This window comes from Pseudomonas sp. LBUM1656 (assembly GCF_059716065.1).
Genome location: NZ_CP166800.1, coordinates 796286 through 813676, shown reverse-complemented (window position 1 = coordinate 813676; position 17391 = coordinate 796286). Strand labels below are relative to the sequence as shown.

The following is a 17391-nucleotide window of genomic DNA, read 5'->3' as shown; positions in this document are numbered from 1 at the left end:
TTCCGAGGCTGCACCGATGCACTTCGACCTGACCGACCTGCGCCTCTACCTGAACATCCTCGACACCGGCAACATCACCGCCGGTGCCGCCCGCAGCCATTTATCCCTGGCAGCCGCGAGCGCACGAATCCGCGCCATGGAAGCCTCGCTGGGCATCGACTTCCTGGACCGCGGTCGTCGCGGTGTCACACCAACCCCGGCCGGCAAAGCCCTGGCAAAACACGCCCGGGCCCTGCTGCAACAAGCCGAACGCCTGCAGCAGGACCTGGCCGAATACGCCAAGGGCGTCAAAGGTCAGGTGCGGTTGTTGTGCAACACCACTGCGATCACCGAATACCTGCCGGAGCTGCTCGCCGATTTTCTACGCGAGCATCCGAACCTCGACATCGACCTTCAAGAGCTGCCCAGCGCCCGCATCACCCATGCGTTGCGTCAGGGGGCGGCAGACCTCGGGATCGTGTCCGACGCGGTGGACACCGATGACCTGCACACCCGACCGTTTCGCGATGACCCGCTGGTGTTGATCCTGCCCCCGGAACATCCCCTGACCAAACACCCGTCACTGACCTTCGCCGACACCTTGAGCCACGACTATGTGGCCTTGACTGCCAGCAGTGCCTTGGCCATTCACCTGGAAGAACAGGCCCTGCACATTGGTCAGCGCATGCCGATCCGCATTCGTGCCGACGGCTTCGATGGGGTCATTCGCATGGTTGCGCGCGGCGCAGGATTGGCCATCGTGCCTCGGGTAGCCATCGAGCGATGGCCACAGGCACAAGCGGTCACGACCCGCTCTCTTCCCGAAGACTGGGCCAACCGCACCCTGAAAATCTGTGCTCGCGACTTCGACAGCCTGCCCGGTTACGCCCGGGCCTTGCTGGAGGCACTGACGCCGGGAACGCCTTGACTCTACCGTTAGGGGCAGACTCTATGCTGCGGGCTTCATTTCAGGAGTACACGCGATGAGCAAACGAATGCTCGTGATTCTGGGTCACCCCTCCACCGACAGTTTCTGCGGTGCGCTGAGCGAAACTTACGTCCAGGCCGCCAAGGATGCTGGTCACGACGTGCGGCTACTGCGTCTGGATGCGCTGGACTTTGATCCGGTCTTGCACGACGGCTATAACACTATTCAGCCGCTGGAGCCGGACCTGTTGCAAGCCCAGGCCGATATCACCTGGGCCGAACACCTGACGTTCGTTTATCCGATCTGGTGGGGCGGGATACCGGCCTTGATGAAAGGCTTTCTCGACCGCATTTTCCTCCCCGGTTTTGCCTTCAAATACCGTGAAGGCAAGGCCTTCCCCGACAAACTGCTCAAGGGCCGGACCGCGCATTTACTGGTGACCATGGACACGCCGCCCTGGTATTACAAATGGGTCTATCGCATGCCCGGCCTGCACCAGATGCGCAAGACGACCCTGGAGTTCTGCGGCATCAAGCCGTTGAAGACCCTGACTTTCGGGCCGATCCTGGGCTCCAAGTCGACCCAGCGCGACGCCTGGCTGGAACAGGCCCGGGTCACCGCCGGTAGCTGACGCACCCTTCGCTGCCTGCTGACGGCGCGCCCTCGCCGTCAGCCCGTCCCCACGTCCCCCTCTCAAGCGGTCGTTCGTCGGCTGTGCGCGTCATTTACACGCCGCTGCAACCTTTGAATGTTATTCACTATATTATTCGCTCCGATCAGGCATGAGGCCTGGTCGCGCTACGCCCTGTTTGATCATCGAGACGGATCTTTATGTATATCGGCAAAGCCGCCCAGCTGTCGGGCACCACAGTCAAAAGCATTCGCCATTACGAAGAAATCGGCCTGCTGCCCGAGCCCAAGCGTGAAGGCAAATACCGCATCTACAGCCAGCAGAGTGTCGAGGTGTTGACGTTCATCAAGTGCGCCCAGCAACTGGGTTTCAAGCTCAAAGAGCTGCAGGTGATGTTGAACAACTACCACGGTGACGAATTCCCGTGGGACATGGCGCAAAAAGCGATTGCCGAAAAAAAGGCCGAGCTGGTCTCCCAGATCGGCGCTCTACAGCAACTGCACAATGGCCTCGAAGAATTCGAGAACAACCTCAACGATGCCCGAGAAGAATGTCAGTTCGAGCGCATCGCCCGCTACGGCGAAAAAAACCCGGGCAATACACTGAACTGAAGACTTTGCTGCGCTGGATGAGCCGGCTCGCAGGCCGACTTAGCGCCTGCGGTGCCGGTCATCAGATCAGCTCAAGGCGGGCTTCCCCACCGCTCGATCTTTTTCCGGCACTGGCGCGACCGGAACAATCGCCGCGAAGAACCACGGTGACACCAGCGTCACCAGCAGAATGGTCATGACACCGCTGGAAAACAGCGCCATCGCCACCAGCGCGCCCAGATCGACAATAGGCTTGAAGTCGGAAAACAGCAGCGCCATGAAACCCACGGAGAAAATCACCACGTTGACCACGGTTGAACGGCCGACGCTGTGCATCGCCTGCAAAATAGCCGCATCAATATGAATGCCTTGCTGCACCAGCAGTTTGATCCGTGACAGCAGGTGCACCGCGTAATCGACCACGCCAACCACCAGGAAGGTCACCAGCGTCGTGCCGATGTTCAGCTCGATGCCGAACAGGAACATGAAGCCATACACCGTCACCGAGGTGGTCAACAGGGTCAGCATGCCGAGTACGCCCAACCGTACCGACTTGAGCCAATACATCATCATCAGCGTGACCACCAGCAACGCCAGGGAAAAACTCAAGACCTGGCCCTGGGTGATTTCCTGCAACACGCCGGTCCAGATCAACGGGGTGCCAGCGTGCGTCACCTCGAGGTTGGCCGGTTTGTTCACCAGCAACCAGGCATCGAGCCGATCCAGCATGGCCTGGTAGTCGCTGGCCACCGACGACGTCATGGTGTACAGCGTCAGCGCCTTGGAATAGTCGGCGTTGAGCACGTTGTTGAGGTCCGAACCGCCGCCGTTCTCGAACAGCATCACGTGCTGCTCGATCAGTGAGTTGCCCGCCACCTCGAACCGTTCGACCTGCCCCTCGTCATTGACCGACGTGACTTGCTCCAGCGCCTGAGGCACGCGCAAGTAGTCGGGGTTCATGTCGTTGAGCACCAGGTTCATGCGCTTGACGTAGGTCGCCAGGGAGTAGCCGTAACTGACGTGCGGTTGCTGCTTGATGAAGTGGTCGAGTTTGTCGATGAACTGCACCACCTCCGTGGTCAGCACGCCGCGCGGCTCTTTGCTGTCGATGGCGATCCAGCCCGGTGCCGTGCCCGCGACCTTGGCCTGGTTGATGAACTGGTCCGAAACTCGGATATGACTCTCGGGCTTGAAGTAGGCGATGCCCGAGTCTTCGATATCGACACGGAAGGTGAACACTGCCATCAAGACCAGCAACGGCAGGGTCACCATCAGGATCGGCTTGCGCCACTGAATCAGTCGCGCACAAAACGCTACCAGATAGCGCGAGATGATCGATTCCTTGTGCACCGCGGCCAGGGTTTTCGGGGTTTGATCCTTGCCCCAGATCGAGATCCAGGCCGGAATCAGCAACAGTGAAATGATCAGCGCCGCCGTCAGACCGATGGACATGAATACGCCGAAATTGCGAATGCTGACAATGTTGTTGGTGGTGGAAATCATAAAGGTGGCGATGGTGGTCACCGTCGTCAACACCACAGGCACCACCATCAGCCGTTGCGTCTCGCGATTGGCTTCACGGTTACTCTTACCGGCGTTTTTCTGCTCGTAATACTCGGCCATCACATGGATCGCATCCGAGCAGCAAATGGTGAACAGAAACACCGGCAGGACGCTGGTCAGCAAGTCGAACGGCACTCGCAGCAAGGCCATCAGGCCCAGTGTCCAGATGGTGCAGAACAGAATATTGAACAGCGGCAACAGCACGCCCAGCGGTTTGCGGAAAAAGAAAATCAACAGCAGGGTGATCAGCAGAAAGACAATCGGAAACAGCACCGCCAGGTCATGGTCGATGATCTCCTGCTGGGCTGCGATGAAGATCGGCATGCCAGCAATGAAGATCTCATCCTTGAACTCGGGGTGCGCCGCCTGATAGTCCGCGACGATGCCGCGCACGATCTGGTAGGCGCGCAGTTGCGCCTGGGCGTCGTCCTGTTTGGTGCCCAGTTCCGCCACCAGCATCGCGACTTTTTTGTCCTTGGAGACCACCCCGTCGACCATCAGCTCATTGCCCATGATCTGCGACTCGACCAGTGCCGGGTCCATGTCGTAGGCGTTGAGGGTCTTGTGGATCAGCAACTCGCCATCGTCGGTCAGCACGATGTTTTCCAGATCGCCCATCGACGCCATTTCGCGAATCGGGTTGATTCGCTCGGCGAGAAAAGTCAGGAATTGCTGATCATGGACATCCCAGTCCTGGCGCTGGGCGTAATCACGCAGGGCCTTGGCCTGGGCGTAGTCGTTCTGGGAAAACCCGTTCTCCAGAATGTCCCGCGCCAGCAACTGTGCACGGCTGTCGTCCGGATGCCTGGCGACGAGTTGCGTCAACTGCGCCTTGTCGGCGTCGTTGGCCAGGATCATCTTGCGCAACGATTGCGACATCGAAAACAGTGCGTTGAGGGTCGGCTTGTTGAACACCGTCTGCGGGTTGTTGATGGCCACCATCACCGAGTCGAACGTGCCGGTGAATTCGCTTTGCAGGTCGATGATGGTCTTGCGCGCCGGATGAGTTTCCTTGAGCAGATAAGGGTTGGTGTCGGAGATCAGCGCGCCCAGCGTATAGGTGAAATACGCCGTGACCGCCACCAGCAGAAAAACGATCGCCCGCGCATAGCGCTCGACGAAGTTCAGGTATCTTTCCATGATCATGCGTTCCAGGGTCGTCGGGGTCGGTGCTTAGCGGGCAGACACGGCAAAGTCCGGCACGTCGCCGGTTTTCAGCCCGCGCTTGATGGCGGTCTGGGTGAACAAGCGGTCTTCCAGTTGCACGTTGTATTGCAGGTGGTTGAAGCGCATCTCGGAACGCGTGCCGTCGATGAAGTGCTCGGTTTCGCTCAGCACGATGCTGTCGATCGAGTCGATGGTGTCGACCTTTTGCGTGCGCATTTGCTTGACCAGCACGCCTTTGACGTCAAAGAAGTCCTGACGCATGACCAGGAAATTCTGCTTGTCGATCCACACTTTCAGTTTGTTGTAGCCGGTTTTGGCCAGCACCTCGGGCGACGCCGGCTCACGCTCGATCACGTAGCAATCGCGGCCCTTGACCTGCTCTTCGCCGACCAGCGTCTGGGTGTAATCCTTGACCCGGATCTTGTCCAGGTCCGCGTAGGAGTACTCACTGCCCATGAACGAGCCGCGCTTGTCGGTGGTGGAGATCCGCCGCGTCTGGCGGCTGACCGGCAAGTACATCCACTGGCTGTCTTCCAGGCCCAGGGTTTCGTGGGGGTTTTCGATATGAAAGGCCACGTCGCGCACGTCGGTGGGGGCCGAGAAATACATGCTGAATTTGTCGCTGTCCGGGTAATCCTTTTGCAGGTAAGTGAACTCGCGAACCCGGGTATTGCCCTTCTTGTCGTGGAGGATCAGCGACACTTGGGACATAAAGCTTTTGCCGTCATTTCGATCCCGCACCTGGCGGATGATTTCATCGGCATTCTGGCCGTCGGCGGCGGTGGCGCAAGCGCCGCTCAGGATCAATGCGGCGGCGGTCAGACTTTTGAATAGCGGCAACATGGGAACTTCCCTTTTCGTCAGATGAATATGGTCGAGCCAATGCGCCAGGGGCACGCAGGCGTCATGGGGTTAAAACAGATAACCGGCGGACAGCCGCACTTGATCGCGGTTGTCGTACTCGCCGAAGGGCTTGTCGGGCTTGCCGAAGAACACATCCACTTCCAGCCCGAGCTTGATCCAGTCCACCGGTTTGTAGGTGAAGATGCCTTGCAACAGCGCATCGTCGCTAAACGGTGGCGAGGCAGCGACCACCAGCCGGCTCTTGAGTCGGTCCTGCCAATGAGTGCCCTCGGCGGATAAGGTGAACAGGTGCTCGCGCTTGTCTTGCAGCATGCCGTCCTGCCAGTCGAGCAGTTGCTGTTGCTGCCACTGCACGGAAATCAGCCAGTCGCGCAGCAGGTAATCGACACCCAGCAACGACTTGACCATCGGGGTGCTGTCGGCGCCGTAGGCACGGGTCGGATTGGTCACCCGCCAGTTGTCGAACCAGGCAATTTCGCTGCGCACCACGATGCTGTGACCGGCGTCGATCGCCAGTCCCGCGCCGCCCATGGTGTAACGGGGAAACTGGCGTTCCAGTCGCGTGCGGCCGTCATCGGCCAGGCCTTCTACGGCGTACACCGGGTCCTGCTGGCGTGCGTTCAGTGCGACGAAACTGGTGTCCACCGAACCGATCCGGCCGTTGGCGCTCAGGCCATACGAAAAGCCCTTGTCACCGTCGTAGCCGGGCTTGGAATCCAGCAGGAAATACTGAGGATCCGGCGCGGCAAACAGCGGCGCGTCGAACTCGCTGCCAGCCACCGGCGGCTGGTTTCTCACAAAATCGGTGACCCACAGCGCCTCCAGTTCCCACTCGCCCACCGGTTGCGCAAATCGCACCATGGGCACCGCGATGCGGCTGTCTTCCAGTAGCGGAGTCAGGCCATCGCGATAGTCCACCGGGTTGATCTGGTCGAGCACCCGTAACTCATCGGCACGCCCCCAGACCACTTGCTGCCAGCCGATAGTCACCTCGCCGTCGCCCACCGACTGGCCCCAGTACAAATGCCGCCAGTCAGCGTCGAAGCGGTATTTGTCCCGCGCCCGTTCGCTGTACGGATTGTTGCCGTCGTAGCGGGCGTCGTAACGCACCCGGCCCTTGGCCTTGTAGTAACCGCCGTCCCAGTTGTCTTCCAGGTTGGCCTTGAAATACATGGCCTTCTGGGTGACCTGGTCGTCACCGTGCAAGCGCAACGCAGTGGCCACGCCGACTTCGGCGTCGGCGTAATCCGGTTTGAAGTCTTCGACCGTCAATTCAGCCAACGCTGGCGGTGTGACCATGCAGGCCAATACCGCCCACGCGGCGCGGTTGATGTGTGATCCCGGCATGGCTACATTCCCAACCCGACACCGCCGTCGATCACCAGGCTCTGGGCGGTCACCCCGCCCGCTTCGGGGCTCGCCAGGTAACGCACCATCGCCGCGACTTCCTCGCTTTGAATGAAGCGGCGCATCGGCAGTTTCTTCTTGGCGTTGCGCAGGATCTGTTCCTGGGTCAGCCCGGCAATGGCCGCTTGCGCCGCCAGTTCACCTTGCAGCATGGGCGTATCGATCCACGCGGGCAGAATCGCATTGACGGTGATCAGCCGGGGTGCCAGGTCCATCGCCAGGGCTTTGGTCATACCGACGATGCCGTGCTTGGACGCGCAGTACGCGGTGTTGCGGACCTTGCCGGCGCGGCCGAGGATCGAGGACATGTTGATGATCCGCCCGCGATCCGGCATCAACGGCAGGCACAACGACGTGACGTAGAACGTACCGTTGAGGTTGACCGAAATCACCTTGTGCCAGTTGTGCAAATCTTCCGGTTCATTCTCGTTGCAGATGCCGGCGCTGTTGACCAGCACATCGACATAATCCACTTGTTTTGCGAGCATCTTGAAGAACGCTTCCATGCCCGGCAGGTCGGCAATGTTCGCGGCATGGGTTTCGACCCGGGCCTTGATCTGCCCGTGCTGCTCGTCGACCCAGCGTTGCAGTTCCGGCAAATCCAGGTCCAGCAGGATCAAGCGGTGCCCGGCGTCGGTGGCAAAATTCTCTGCTACCGCGCGGCCGATGCCTTTGGCGGCACCGGTAATCAGAATGGTCCGGCTCATGGCATTTTCAACCCGCCGTTGACCGGCAAGACCTCACCCGTCAGGTACAAACCGCGATCGGCGATGTACAGCACCGCCTCGGCAATCTCATGAGGTTCGGCGTAACGCTTGATCAGCAACCGCGACTGGATTTCCTGTTCCTGACTGCCGATCAGCGCGGTGCTCATTTCGGTGTTGACGATGCCCGGGGCCACCGCATTCACCCGAATGTTGCGCGGCGCCAGCTCCACTGCCAGAGCACGGGTCAGCGCTTCGACGCCGCCCTTGGCCGCGGCATAGTTGCTTTGGCCTTTGCCTGGCTTCTGCGCCGCCACCGAGCTGATGTTGACGATGCACCCGCTGCGCTGGCGCATCATGGACGGCACCACTTGCTGACAGCAGAGCAAGGTGCCGATCAGGTTGGTTTGGATGACCTCGATGATGTCGAGGCTCGGCATCGTCGCCAGCAACCCGTCACGGGTGATGCCGGCGTTGTTGACCAGCAAATCGATGCGCTGGAAATGCTGGTCGACCCGTTCAAAAAAGCCTTTGATGCTGTCGCCACTGCTGACATCGCATTGCAGCGCCAGACACTCGAGGCCCAATACCTGGACCTCGTCACGCAAGGACATGGCGGCCACTTCATCGCGTACATAACTGAATGCGATCTGATAGCCCGCGCCGGCCAGGGCCAGGACAATCGCCCGGCCGATGCCACGACTGCCACCGGTCACCACTGCTACTTTATTCGGCATGACCGTTCCTTAGAGTGAGTTGTCAGTCTTGAACTGGGCGAGGCTGAAGCCGTGGGTCGCGGCCAAGGCACGAATCTGCTGCACTTGCTCGCGGCTGATATCGCCATAGGAGTAGTGCTGCTTCATCCCGGACAACCCCATCAACACCGACTCCGCCATGCAGGCGTACAGCTGGCCTTCCTTGAGGTAGGCGCGCACGTTGCGGATCAGGCCATCGCCCAACGGGGTCTGGACAATCCCGCCGTGCATGTACAGCACGTCGGGCCGTTGGCTGGAGAGGTTCTGATCGACGTTCAGCGGTACCGCGATGTCGCAGATCACGCTGTTTTCGGCGAAGTGATCGGCACCGAGAAACGGTTGAGGGGCGTTCGCCGCACAGAGCACGATGCGCGCCTGTTTCAGCACATCGAGGTCATTGCTGACGGTGATGAATGCATTCGCACCCAGGTGCTCTTCGACCAGGCGCTGCACTCGCAAACCGAGGTCGGCGCCAGCACCGTGGGCCTGCAACAACGCGTCGATGCCATCGAGTTTCTGCAAGCGGCTGGCGAGGCGGTCGTGCTCGGCGACACCTTTGAGAATCGCGCGGGCGGCCTCGGCGTAAATCAGCTGGGCGGTCTTCTCCAGACGCCGCAGGGAGCCGTCGCGGCCGCTACCGATAAGAATCAGGTGTTCGACACTGGTGGACAGCAACGAGGCGTAAGTCGAAGCAATGTTGCCGGCCGCGCCGACCACTGCTGCCGTCTGCTGGCTCAGTTCCAGGCCTTGCTGCTTACAGCCCTGCTCGATCGCTTCCAGGCCCATGCCGATGGTCAGCGCATTGCCCGAGGTCAGCGCCATGTCGGGGATCTTCAGCGCCTGACAGTTGTTGGTGACGATCGAGGTGTACATGCCCAGACCGGCCACGCTGTAGCCATCGGCCCGGGCATCGCGGATACGATTGCCGACTTCATCACGAATGGTGTCCAGGTCACCACTGGCGATGTACGCGGCCATGGCATCGGAGTCCATGCACAACGGGTACAGGGTGAACTCCACGGCGGTGCCGAGTTTCGACCGGATCAGCACCGGGCCGATTGGCGCAGCACGTCGCTCCGGGGCCATGCGCTTGATGAACTCACGTTTCTGTTCGGCGCTGAGGGTGGACAGCGATGGGTCGACATCACTGAGCATGTCCGAATCGATCAGGTGATTGATGAACGCCACACGCGCCACCACGCGAACGTTCTCGTCAGGCTTTGGGAGATTTTCAGGCTCCTTGAAGCTCACCTCGCGGGCCGGTACTTCGGGGATGCTGTCGGCGCACACCCCGGCCGCCAGCGGGAAGGCATCGCGGCGACGCAGCATGTCGCAGACCTTTTGCAACGAGCCGATCAAGCCGTCGATTTCCTCGAAAGTGATGCACACCGGCGGCTCCAGGCGAATCACGTTGGCGTTGCTGCCCGACGGGGCGACCCGCAGCGATTCGAATTGCAGCAGGTAGCCGGCGATGATGTAACCCAGCGCATCGTTGTACTGCGCCGACGCCTGCACCAGCGAACTGGTACCGGTCAGGTCGTGCAGTTCGAAGCCCAACAACAAGCCGCGACCCCGCACATCGGCAATCACGTCCGGGTACGCGGCTTTGAGTTCGAGCAACGACGACTTGAGGTATTCGCCTTTTTTGTTCACGTCCTTGAGCATTGCGCTGTCGTTCTCGAACAAGCGGCGCAACGCCGACAGGGCGATATGGCATGAGGCATCGTCCTCGGCAAAGGTCGAGCTGTGGATGTAGCTGAAATCGTTTTCGTAGTGGCTGGCGCGGATCACTGTCGCGGCAATTTTCATCAAGCCACCGCCCAACGCCTTGGACAGGCAGTAGTAATCGCCCTGCAAGTTGAAATGGCTGGCGCCGAGCAACGTGCCGGTGCGGCCGAAACCCGATTGCACTTCGTCGATGATCAGCGGGCATTGCTGCTCGTTGCACAGGCGACGCAGGCCCAGGTAAAACTCGCTGGCGAACTCGTTGATGCCGCCCTCGCCCTGGATCGGCTCCAGCAACACCGCCGTGATCGCGCTGAAAGCCTCACGGCGCACCTGCAAGGTCTCGCCACTCCACTCCAGGCTCAGCCAATGCCGCGTGTGACGGGCCGGTAAATCCTGAAGTTGTTGGGGTTGTTGCGGATCGATGAACTCGACGTTGAGGCCAAAGCGGGCGAACGGCTGGCGGTACTGTTTGCCGTACGTCAGCTGAACCGTGTTCACCAGTTTGCCGTGGAAGCTGCCGCGCAGGGCGACGAACACCGGCTCGACATGCAACTGCGCGAGGTTGTGTTGACGCACTGCTTCCACGACTTGGCGCACGGTCACATAAGTCAGATTGTCCGGCAGCAAGCCCACGGGCAGGTCGAGGTCATCAACGTCCAGTTCGACATAGGCCTTGTCGCTGGCGGTCAGGTTGGCCAGGGCGAAATCCCGTTCGTCGAATTGCTTCTGCAAGGTTTTCTGACGGCGGTATTCGGCATGCTTGACGGCTATTTCCACCGACTCGGCGCCACTGTTGGAGAAGGTCGAAATGTAGCGCTCGTTGTTGTTCAACTCCCGGTTGAAGGCCTCGCTGAGTTCGCGCCCCAGCATACCGGCGGCGCCACGCACGGACATCTGCGCATTGAACGGCACATCGGCGCGCAACAGGCCGCAGAGTTGATCGACGAACTGCGGGTCATTGTGGCCATACAACGCAGCGCCGTAACCACCGAGAAAGTCGGTGACGGTCACCTCGGCGCCTTGTTTGTCGCGGTAAAACAGCTTGCTGCCCAGCGCCCGGTGGAACTGGCATTCCAGGCCCAGGGCCTGCATCAATTCAACGAATTTAGGTCGTACGTAATCGCGGTAATCCATGACAGTCATATCCCTTAAACAGAAAAATAGAAGTGATTCAATGCGCTCAAAACGGCTGGCCGGCCGACTGATAATCGAGTTGGTAACAGGCGCTGAAACCGTTGTCGTCGCGGTTGATGATCAGGCAGTCACGCAACACCGCGTCCCGGCCCTCACCGAGCACAAACGGCAGCTGCGGATCCACCGACTGCTGCATCCCGATGATCGGCGGCACACGCTGTGCGTGCAGTGCGTTGCGGGCCAGGATCAGGTCGACCAGGCTGGGCGCGCCGCTGAGAATGCCGGTCACCGGCACGCTACTGGTGATGTGCGCGGCACCGGCGCGGGCCAGCGTGCGGGCCAGGTCGGCGTCCTTGTGCGGATCGCCAGTGGCGCTGCTGACCAGCAAATCGACCTGCTTGTCCGGCAGGTTCAACGACCCCAGACGTGGGTGGGCGGAAAGTCCCGACAGCCAGGTCTGCGGCCCATCCGGTAAATCGTCGGCCCGGCGCAAAATCAATGCCGCCGCGCCTTCACCGGCAATCCCGCCCGTGCCTTGGCGATCAAATGCACGCAAGGTTTGGGAACCATCGGTGCTGATCACGCCCGCCTCGGCCAGTGCGGCCAGCGCCAACGGATCGAGTTCACTGCCGGCGCCGACCACAATCGCCGCATCGATACGACCGCTTTGCAACGCCGCGCACGCCTCGCGCAAGGCCGCCAGATTGCCGGCCACGCCTTGCATGTAAGCGTTGCATTCGCACTCCAGTTTCAGCGCCAGGCTGACAATCCCGAGCAAGCCGTTGCTCAGGCTTTTGAGCACCAGGAACGGGTCGAGCGCGCGCTCCTGCAACACCCGTTGAGCGAGGCGCCGCATGTCGGCGCCGGACTCATCGCGGCACTCGTGAAGCAACTCGCCATAGGCCGCCAACGACGGATGGGTGTAACCGCCCTGACAGCAATAGAGGCCATAACGCAGCCCGTCGTTGCCCGGTTCAAGCCCGGCTTCGGCCAGGGCCTGACGCACCGCGCTGACACCCCAGATCACGGCCGGCGGGCAGTAACGCTGGAGGTTCTGGGCCACGTCCTGGCGACTGGTTTGATGGTCTTCATCACTGACATGCCCGAAAGCCGTCACGCGCTCACTGTGAAACAACTTCGACTGCAGCAAAGCGATGCCGCTGCGGGCCTCACTGGCCGCCGACCAGAAGCGTTGCACGCCCCAGCCGCTGGGTAATACGCAACCGCTGCCGGCGATGGCAACGCGCACAGTAGCGCCCGTCATTGTCCGTGCTCCCGGTATTTGCCCAAGGCCAGCGAAGTGTTGAGTCCGCCAAAACCGAAGGAGTTGCTCAAGGCAAAATCCACTCGGCGGCTGACCGCTTGCCCGGCGCAATAGTCCAGGTCGCACTGCTCATCGACGTCATGCAGGTTCACGGTCGGCGTGACCAGATCGTTCAGGCATGCCAGTGCCGTGACCATGCATTCGGGTGCGCCGGCGGCGGCAATCAAATGCCCGAACTGCGATTTGTTGGCACTGACAGCCAGGGACCGGTAATGCTTGTGCTCGGCGAACACACTTTTGATCGCCAGGGTTTCGGCGACGTCATTGAGCGGTGTCGAAGTGCCGTGGGCGTTGATCAGATCGATTTGTTGCGCACGCAGGCCGGCGTCGTCCAGCGCGGCTTGCATTGCCAGCGCTGCGCCCCGACCTTCGGGTTGCGGGGCGGTGACTTTGTAGGCGTCCAGGCTGCTGCCGAAGCCGAGCACTTCGGCATACGGCGTCGCACCTCGCGCCAGCGCATGCTCAAGGCTTTCCAGCACCACGAAACCACCGCCCTCGCCGGCAATCAGGCCGCTGCGGTCACGGTCGAACGGCCGGCACAGATCGACACCCCAGCGCTGTTCGCTCGAGGCCGCGCCGAGCAGGTACAGCGCGGCCATGGTGTCGAGGTTCAGCACCGAATCGGCGCCACCGGCAATCGCCACGCTCACTTCACCGCGACGAATCATCTGGAAGGCGTTGCCGATGGCCTGGGAGGCTCCGGCGCACGCGCTGCTGATATTGATCACAGGCCCTTCGCAGCCCAATCCGTCGGCAATCACCCGCGCCAGTCGATCATTGCTTTGACGCAGCGAGCCCTCGGCACTTACCTGATCGGCACGGGGCATCAGGTGTTGCCAGCCCGGGGCTTGGTCATCCGGGGCCTGGGTCAACAGCATGTCGGCCAGCATGTGTTGGGGCGCGCCCGAGGCGCAGAGCACGGCGGCTTCACGTAGCTGCTCAGGCGCAAGTCCGCTGTCTTTCACCGCTTGAGTGGCGGCCACCCAGCCAAAGCGGCTGCGTTTTTCCAGGTCAACGCTCCAGGCCGGATGGCCCTTCAAGGCCTCGGGCAACAGGTTCATATCCACGGCCGCGGCGTAGCGCACCGGGAACGTGCCGTCCTCCACCCCGTCGGGCTGCCATGGACGTACACAATGTTCGGCGCCGAGCATTTTTTCCCAGAGGGTCTGCCATTCGAAACCGAACCCGGTCACGGCGCCCATGCCGGTGATCACAATCCGTGTCGCGCTCATGTGTGCTTCTCCATGGTTTCACTGGCCAGCAGCAAGGCGCCCCAATGACCGGCGCGGCTATGGCTGATAAACAGCGTGTAGCCCGGTGTCGCCGAGGCGTTGTGGGTATCGTGCAAGGCCAGCGCGATGTCGGTCAGCAAGGCGCTGGCGCCAAGATCGCCGGTCAGGGCACGAGTGCTGCGAACGTCCCGTGGGCGCCCGGCGAACAAGCTCATCAATTGCGCATCCTCGGGATTGGCGACGATTTGCTCGACGTCACCGAGGCACAGTTTTTCCAGACTCAGTGCCTGGTCGATCACCCGCCGGGCAACCGCGGCGCCCCGTTGCGGATCAGCGCTGTAACCCCGGGCGAACCCGGCAATGCGCAAGGCGTTCGGGGTGGTGCGCGAAGGCGCCGAGCTGAGCAGCAGCGCCGCGGCACCTTCGCCATAAATCGCTTCGTCGGGCTGATGGGGCTCACGCAGATACAGAGCCGGCGTCAGGTTCGGACTGCTGCTGACCACCAGCGCAGCGTCGGCGCGTTGCTCGACAATTTGCTGGCACGCTTCGATCAGCGCATCGAGCCCGGCGTTGTCCTGGGAACAAAATCCGCCCATCGGCCCGTGACATTGCAACGCTTCGGCGACGTAGGCCATCACGCTGCTGTTGAGCAGCGTCAGGGCATGCAGCGGCGGTGTGTTGGCCAACAGCTGTGCCAGAGGCTTTTGCGGTTGCTCGCCGATCGCTTGCACCGCGTCCCAGCATGGGCTTGGCGCGTCGACCTCAGGAATGGCCGCCGTCAGGGCGATCCGTGCCGGCGGCAGTTGCAGGGCTGCCAGCACGGGGGCCAGGCGCGCCGCGCAATGCAACAGGCGCAAGCCCTGGGGTTCGACGCTGCGCTGGATCTTGCGGTCGAACAGATCGCTGGCCAGGCGCGGCGTCGGCAGCGAGTAAGCCCGCCGAGTCGCGTCAAATGCCAAGGGTTGCGACGACGGTGGCGTCCCGAGCAGGTCGGCACATTCGCTGCCGGCGGCGTTCAATACGGCCGCCGAATGGATGTAAACGGCAAGGCTCATGTCATGCCCTCCCCAGAACCAGCGAGCTGTTGACGCCGCCGAAACCGAACGAGTTGGACATCACCACGTTGATCGACTGGCGCATCGGTTCGCTGAGAAACTTCAGTGAGGGGTATTCGGCGCGGTCGTGATCGTAGTTCAGGGTCGGCAACAGCACGCCATCCCGCAGGCTGATCAATGACAGCACCGCTTCAATCGCGCCGCTGCCCGCCAGGGAATGACCGATGGCCGATTTGTTGGCGGTGAACGTCACGTGTTCCTGGCACTCGCCGAACACTCGCTGCAGAGCCAAGGCTTCGCAGCTGTCGTTGGCCTGGGTGGACGTGCCGTGAGTATTGACGTGTTGCACGGCGCTGCTGAGCAACCCGGCGTCTTCGATTGCGGCTTCCATGCATTCCTCGTATTTGCTGCCATCCCGGCTGCTGGAGGTCATTTTTTGTGCCTCGCACACATTCGCGTAACCCAACACGCGCCCCAACGGCGTGGCTTTGCGACGCTGGGCATGCTCGGCGGATTCGAGAATGATCATCGCCGCGCCTTCGCTGATCACGAAGCCGCAACGGTCCGGCATGAAGGGTCGACTCTGCTCGCTGGCCGGCAGGTCGGCCTGGCACAGCGCGCCGAGGCTGTTGAACATGTAATACGGCAACTCGTTGGCCATCAGTTCGACGGCGCCGCAAATGGCCAGGTCGATTTCGCCGCGCTCGATCGCCCGGTAGGCGCTGCCGATCGCCATGGTGCCGGCGGCGCAGGCATCGGAGTGGGTCGAAATGTGATCGCGGATACCGAGCGTCTCGGCCAGGTGCAGCGTCTGCTGATCGACCCGGCGACCGAAGACCGCGCTCGACGCTGCCGGGTTATCCAGCAGTTGATCCAGATCGACACGTCCCGCCTCATCCATGCAGCGACTGGCCCGATGCAGATCGTGACTGTCCGCGCAGTACTTGTTGGCCCCAAGGAACAATCCACTGCGGGTGTGAGCAAAGGCTGTCGGCGTCAGACCGGCGTGCTGCATGGCTTGTCGAGCGACAAACCCGGCCAGCACACTTTGCCGCGGATGCAGCGCAGCATTGCCGCCGAAACCCGCAGCGATCTGCTGCCACTGGCCGTCATCGATAAACCCGGCAGCGCTGTTGTTGAAGCCCAGCGCCTTGAACCGTGGATGTTCGCGAACACAGGACTGCTTCTGGCAGATCCGCTCGAACAACGTGTCGGCGTCCAGCGCCATGGGCGCCACCAGACCGAATCCGGTCACATAGACTTCTCGTGCCCGCATGAGAACTCCTACACCGTCTCTTGGGCGTGAGTGGCCACAAATTGCTCCACCAGCCGGCGTGAAACCTCGTCGCCGTCGGCCGGCACCAGCCGTGCACTGCAAGCGCCACACACCACTTGCTGACGTTCGTTCAGCACGGCTTGATGAGCGCCGCAATCGGGGCAGTTCTGCGGCAGATAGTTGAAGAGGTTGCGGCACTGTTGCGCCCAGTTGCGCACGGTGGTGGCGGCAAATACCTGCGCCGGTTGCATGCCGGACTGAAGCTGATCCGGGGAGTAGGCGCTGAGGCTCTGTTCGAGCAAGGCCTTGCCGTTTTCGGTAATGCGACCGCTGGCCAGGAACTCGCTGGCGTCGCCGCAGACAGTGACGGCGTGATCAAGCACGCTGGTTTTGGGCAAGGTGCAGCCATACTGACGGCCCAGCTGAAAACTCAAGTCGACGATATCCAGCGAATCGGCGCTGAGGTCCTCGACGATACTGCTGTTCTCATCGATATCATCGGCGCTCATCACCAACAGTTGCGCGAGGATCTCGCGGGTGCTGGCAATGACGTTTTCCAACTCCAATGGATTGTTCATCTCTATCTCCCTTTATCGTGATTTTCTTCATGAATTCCGTATGCTTGAAGTAACTATTCCCACAGCAACTTCTCACGCGGCGGAAATCTAAACTCTGCCCTTAAGGGGAGAGTCAACGAACTATTCAAAGTTTTTTAACAACTTGAGACAGGCGTCCTAACAAGCCCGCGCACAGCACTCGATTGGTGCGAAGCCCCATGCCAGCCGACTTATTTACTTAACAAAGGCTGCGTATGGTGGGGGGCGCGCACTGTATCGCGGGCTAAATAGAGAGGGGCTCGAAAGTACTAACTTCCGGCTGACAGCACAGACGTACAAATAATAAAAACCGGATAAGAAAATAGTTATAACTTCATAACTATCAGCGTAGCCGTCAAACAATGTGTCTTGAGGGTTTAGAAGCCGATCAGGCAAATCGGCACAGCGCTTCTGGGTAACTGAGTGTCGAGCACAGACAACTGACCGAATGCGCGGCG

General features: G+C 61.0%; 14 protein-coding genes. 3 read left to right on the top strand and 11 right to left on the bottom strand.

Features of this window, described 5'->3' with window-relative positions:
* Positions 1-16 precede the first annotated feature (16 nt).
* The 3 genes from ACA072_RS03515 to ACA072_RS03505 all read left to right on the top strand — a co-directional run bounded on the left by ACA072_RS03515 (position 17) and on the right by ACA072_RS03505 (position 2149).
* Positions 17-907, top strand: coding sequence for a LysR family transcriptional regulator (locus tag ACA072_RS03515; RefSeq protein WP_497623174.1), 891 nt, complete (start codon positions 17-19; stop codon positions 905-907).
* Between the two features lie 55 nt (positions 908-962).
* Positions 963-1538 (top strand): NAD(P)H-dependent oxidoreductase, encoded by a 576-nt coding sequence (locus tag ACA072_RS03510; protein ID WP_497623172.1) that lies wholly within the window; start codon positions 963-965, stop codon positions 1536-1538.
* 200 nt (positions 1539-1738) lie between these two features.
* The gene (locus ACA072_RS03505; protein ID WP_497623171.1) at positions 1739-2149 is read left to right on the top strand and encodes a MerR family transcriptional regulator; all 411 of its coding nucleotides are present in this window, start codon (positions 1739-1741) and stop codon (positions 2147-2149) included.
* Positions 2150-2215: 66 nt separating this feature from the next.
* Here ACA072_RS03505 and ACA072_RS03500 read toward each other — a convergent pair whose 3' ends face one another.
* From ACA072_RS03500 to ACA072_RS03450, 11 genes are all read right to left on the bottom strand, one after another.
* Positions 2216-4831, bottom strand: a complete 2616-nt coding sequence (locus ACA072_RS03500) for an efflux RND transporter permease subunit (RefSeq protein ID WP_497623169.1) — start codon at positions 4829-4831, stop codon at positions 2216-2218.
* Positions 4832-4864: 33 nt separating this feature from the next.
* The gene (locus ACA072_RS03495; protein ID WP_497623167.1) at positions 4865-5701 is read right to left on the bottom strand and encodes an outer membrane lipoprotein-sorting protein; all 837 of its coding nucleotides are present in this window, start codon (positions 5699-5701) and stop codon (positions 4865-4867) included.
* Between the two features lie 69 nt (positions 5702-5770).
* A complete protein-coding gene (locus tag ACA072_RS03490; RefSeq protein WP_497623165.1) occupies positions 5771-7069 on the bottom strand; it encodes a DUF1302 domain-containing protein in 1299 nt (432 codons plus the stop codon).
* Positions 7070-7071: 2 nt separating this feature from the next.
* Complete coding sequence (locus ACA072_RS03485) at positions 7072-7836, bottom strand: SDR family NAD(P)-dependent oxidoreductase (RefSeq protein WP_497623163.1); 765 nt, start codon at positions 7834-7836, stop codon at positions 7072-7074.
* Positions 7833-8570 carry a 3-oxoacyl-ACP reductase family protein gene (locus tag ACA072_RS03480; protein ID WP_497623161.1) on the bottom strand — a complete coding sequence of 246 codons (738 nt, stop codon included), beginning with the start codon at positions 8568-8570 and terminating at the stop codon, positions 7833-7835. The genes ACA072_RS03485 and ACA072_RS03480 overlap by 4 nt, the downstream gene beginning before the upstream one ends.
* A 9-nt stretch (positions 8571-8579) precedes the next feature.
* On the bottom strand, positions 8580-11450 hold the full coding sequence (locus ACA072_RS03475; RefSeq protein WP_497623159.1) for an aminotransferase class III-fold pyridoxal phosphate-dependent enzyme: 2871 nt from the start codon (positions 11448-11450) through the stop codon (positions 8580-8582).
* Between the two features lie 46 nt (positions 11451-11496).
* Positions 11497-12714: a beta-ketoacyl synthase N-terminal-like domain-containing protein gene (locus tag ACA072_RS03470; protein ID WP_497623158.1), complete on the bottom strand. Its 1218-nt coding sequence runs from the start codon at positions 12712-12714 to the stop codon at positions 11497-11499.
* A complete protein-coding gene (locus ACA072_RS03465; RefSeq protein WP_497623156.1) occupies positions 12711-14006 on the bottom strand; it encodes a beta-ketoacyl-[acyl-carrier-protein] synthase family protein in 1296 nt (431 codons plus the stop codon). Before ACA072_RS03465 ends, ACA072_RS03470 begins: the two co-directional genes overlap by 4 nt.
* Positions 14003-15061 (bottom strand): beta-ketoacyl synthase, encoded by a 1059-nt coding sequence (locus ACA072_RS03460; protein ID WP_497623154.1) that lies wholly within the window; start codon positions 15059-15061, stop codon positions 14003-14005. The genes ACA072_RS03465 and ACA072_RS03460 overlap by 4 nt, the downstream gene beginning before the upstream one ends.
* 1 nt (position 15062) lies before the next feature.
* Complete coding sequence (locus ACA072_RS03455) at positions 15063-16337, bottom strand: beta-ketoacyl-[acyl-carrier-protein] synthase family protein (RefSeq protein WP_497623152.1); 1275 nt, start codon at positions 16335-16337, stop codon at positions 15063-15065.
* An 8-nt stretch (positions 16338-16345) separates the two neighbouring features.
* The gene (locus ACA072_RS03450; protein ID WP_497623150.1) at positions 16346-16915 is read right to left on the bottom strand and encodes an acyl carrier protein; all 570 of its coding nucleotides are present in this window, start codon (positions 16913-16915) and stop codon (positions 16346-16348) included.
* Positions 16916-17391 lie beyond the last annotated feature (476 nt).

Bases quoted from the DNA above. Each gene is read 5' to 3' on its own strand.
- ACA072_RS03515 (WP_497623174.1), top strand. From the start codon at position 17: ATGCACTTCGACCTGACCGACCTGCGCCTCTACCTGAACATCCTCGAC.
- ACA072_RS03470 (WP_497623158.1), bottom strand. From the start codon at position 12,714: ATGACGGGCGCTACTGTGCGCGTTGCCATCGCCGGCAGCGGTTGCGTA.
- ACA072_RS03490 (WP_497623165.1), bottom strand. From the start codon at position 7,069: ATGCCGGGATCACACATCAACCGCGCCGCGTGGGCGGTATTGGCCTGC.
- ACA072_RS03495 (WP_497623167.1), bottom strand. From the start codon at position 5,701: ATGTTGCCGCTATTCAAAAGTCTGACCGCCGCCGCATTGATCCTGAGC.
- ACA072_RS03455 (WP_497623152.1), bottom strand. From the start codon at position 16,337: ATGCGGGCACGAGAAGTCTATGTGACCGGATTCGGTCTGGTGGCGCCC.
- ACA072_RS03450 (WP_497623150.1), bottom strand. From the start codon at position 16,915: ATGAACAATCCATTGGAGTTGGAAAACGTCATTGCCAGCACCCGCGAG.
- ACA072_RS03475 (WP_497623159.1), bottom strand. From the start codon at position 11,450: ATGGATTACCGCGATTACGTACGACCTAAATTCGTTGAATTGATGCAG.
- ACA072_RS03510 (WP_497623172.1), top strand. From the start codon at position 963: ATGAGCAAACGAATGCTCGTGATTCTGGGTCACCCCTCCACCGACAGT.
- ACA072_RS03505 (WP_497623171.1), top strand. From the start codon at position 1,739: ATGTATATCGGCAAAGCCGCCCAGCTGTCGGGCACCACAGTCAAAAGC.
- ACA072_RS03485 (WP_497623163.1), bottom strand. From the start codon at position 7,836: ATGAGCCGGACCATTCTGATTACCGGTGCCGCCAAAGGCATCGGCCGC.
- ACA072_RS03465 (WP_497623156.1), bottom strand. From the start codon at position 14,006: ATGAGCGCGACACGGATTGTGATCACCGGCATGGGCGCCGTGACCGGG.
- ACA072_RS03500 (WP_497623169.1), bottom strand. From the start codon at position 4,831: ATGGAAAGATACCTGAACTTCGTCGAGCGCTATGCGCGGGCGATCGTT.
- ACA072_RS03460 (WP_497623154.1), bottom strand. From the start codon at position 15,061: ATGAGCCTTGCCGTTTACATCCATTCGGCGGCCGTATTGAACGCCGCC.
- ACA072_RS03480 (WP_497623161.1), bottom strand. From the start codon at position 8,570: ATGCCGAATAAAGTAGCAGTGGTGACCGGTGGCAGTCGTGGCATCGGC.